Genomic DNA, 2,938 nt, shown 5'->3' on the forward strand with positions numbered 1-2,938 from the left:
GAAATGTATTTTTAGGTTTCTTTGATGAAAAACATCTTAGAAATAAACAACAATCAACAAGATTAGAAATTAATTTAGTGTAAACCTTAATCTTTAACTTGTGTAAACTATCTCCCTTTACGAACATTTAAACGAAAAAATCAAACTCATAATTTACTAATAATTTGATTTATCTTTGTTTGAAAACCTCATATTTATGAATAAGCTAATCTATATCTTAATTTTTCTGTTTTGTAAAACAACATTAAATGCACAAAACGTGAATCTTGATGATACCCTAAAGCAATTATTATTAACTCAAGTTTATCCATCTATTGATGTAAATAGAGATGGAGAAATACAAGTTTCTGAAGCACTTAATACAACATCCATAAATATTTACAACATTGATCAAAACAATCAAGATCAGCTTTATTTATTTGGATTAAACGAGTTTAAAAACCTTGAAAATTTAAGCATTTATGAGTATGATATCATAGGTTTTGATGTTTCTGATTTTGAAGCATTAAGAGCCTTAGATTTGTACAAATGTAACTTGGAATCCATTGACATTTCTGAAAATCAAAATTTGACAAATTTAACGCTTTTATCGAATTCTTTGAGTTCAATAGATGTTTCTCAAAACACAAATCTCGTGAATTTAAATCTTAGCAATAATAACCTAACTTCTATCGATGTATTTAATTTAAACACCCTAGAAGTTTTAGATTTGAGATATAATGACAACATGGAAACAATAGATGTTTCAAACAATTTAAAGCTTACTAAATTACTATTTGATAGAAGTATCATAACTGATTTAGATGTAACTCAAAATACTGATTTAGTAGAACTACAATTTGGGAATAGTGATTTATCTTCGATTGATCTAACTAAAAATTTAGAATTAGAAAAACTAAATATTTATGGCAATGAATTTACTGAAATAGACATTTCTAATAACACTAATATAGTTGAGCTCTCTGTAAGTAGTAATAATTTAACAGAAATAGATTTATCACCTTTAAAACTTTTAGAAAAAGTATGGCTTAGGGACAACGACTTTGAAAGCGTCGACTTTTCAATGAATTCTGAGTTAAAGTATATTTACCTTTCTTCTAATAATTCTTTAACCAATATTGATATATCTAAAAATCCAAAATTAGAATGGTTAAATCTTATTAGTACTGCATTAGAACATATTGACGTCTCAGACAAGTCTCTTTTAAGATATCTAATCTTTTGGGGGAGTCCAAATCTTAGAACAGTAAATATGAAAAATGGTAATAACGTAAATTTTTCATCAGGAGCTGTTAATATACGGGATTTACCATTATTAGAAACAATTTGTGTTGACGATATCGCATATGCTCAAGAAACTTTCACAGTTGAAGATGTAGAATTTAATTACATTGATGATTGTAATGCATCACAAGAAAATACTATTTCTGGAACTATCAATTTTGACCTTAATAATACTAATTGTTCTAATAGTAATCCCTTAGAAAATATATTAATTGAAGTGTCCTCAGGAGATAAGAAATACAGTACGCTCTCTAAAAATAATGGAGCTTACAGTATCGGTATTCCTAATATTGGTGATTTAATTGTTTCAATAGTAGGAGGCTTAGGTGATGAGCATATTGTACCCAATAATGAAACAGTAATATTTACAGAGTTTGGAAATACCGAAATTGTAGATTTTTGTATTGAGGCACAACCAAAAGATGATTTAAGTATTAAAATATTACCTATTGATGAAGTGAGACCTGGATTTACAGCTCGATATGATATTGTTTATGAGAATAATGGAACCTCGGTTACTAATGGGAAAATTACTTTAGAGTTTGATCAAAATCTACAGAATATTGAATTAGTTGAACCTAATTATAGTTCCCTTGTAGGTAATAAAATTACTTGGAATTTCTTTGACTTACAAGCTTACCAAACAAATACTATCCATATTGATTTTATAGTAACTGCACCCCCTACTGTTAATGGGGATGATATATTAACTTATACAGCAAACGTTTCGAGTACAAAAGCTGATGAAACTCCAAATGATAATAGCTTCACCTTAGAGCAATTAGTTGTAAATTCATTTGACCCAAATGACAAAAGAGTTCTTCAAGGAACGTCAATTTATATAGATGAAACGAACGAGTATTTAGACTATATCGTGCGTTTTCAAAATACAGGGACAGCTTCCGCTATTAACGTAATTATTGAAGATATATTAGATGCTAATTTAGACTGGAATACTTTTCAAATGGTCTCTGCAAGTCATGATTATATATTGAAGATTACAGATGGAAATAAAATAGAGTTCATTTTTGAGAATATTAATTTGCCTGATAGTACCACAGATGAACAAGGTAGTAATGGATATGTATCTTTTAAAATTAAACCTAAAGATATTGTAGTACTTGGAGATATTATCGAAGGGTCTGCTAATATTTATTTTGATTTTAACCTTCCTATTGTAACTAATTTGGTGAGTACTCAAATAATAGAAAGACCTGTCCTTTCTGTTCGAGAAAATTTTGTAACGGAAAATACTTTTAAACTGTTCCCTATACCTATTACAGATAATAAACTTCATATAAAAAATGATCTAGACTTTGAAGTTTTGAAATCAAGTTTTATAATGCTTTCTGGTAAAGTCTTAGATTGCATACCCATTTCGAGTAGTAAAAGTGAAATCGTTTTGGATACATTTCATATTTCATCGAATCTGTTTTTTTTAAAATTAGAGACTAACAATGGAGTTTTCATAAAGAAAGTTATTAATAAACGATAAGAATCCATAAAAAAACATTGCACAACAATGGCTCCTATGTAAAGCCCTTTCCCAAGTCCTAGGTTAAATTTACGATATTTTTTTATTTTATTTATTTCATTATGATGATGATTTTATAGTGTTGGAATGTTGGCAACGCCATTAAGCGTTGTCAATATT

At 28.1% G+C, this 2,938-nt stretch carries 1 protein-coding gene; it reads left to right on the forward strand.

Features of this window, described 5'->3' with window-relative positions:
• The first annotated feature begins 196 nt into the window (after nucleotides 1-196).
• Entirely contained in the window at nucleotides 197-2,779 is a 2,583-nt protein-coding gene (locus ABD816_RS21990) for a leucine-rich repeat domain-containing protein (protein WP_344931051.1), read from the forward strand.
• The last annotated feature ends 159 nt before the right edge of the window (nucleotides 2,780-2,938 follow it).

The organism is Aquimarina addita (assembly GCF_039539305.1).
In the GTDB taxonomy this organism is placed as follows: domain Bacteria; phylum Bacteroidota; class Bacteroidia; order Flavobacteriales; family Flavobacteriaceae; genus Aquimarina; species Aquimarina addita.

What these genes read in the sequence shown, in the direction of transcription:
- ABD816_RS21990 (WP_344931051.1), top strand. Translation starts at nt 197, where the DNA reads ATGAATAAGCTAATCTATATCTTAATTTTTCTGTTTTGTAAAACAACA.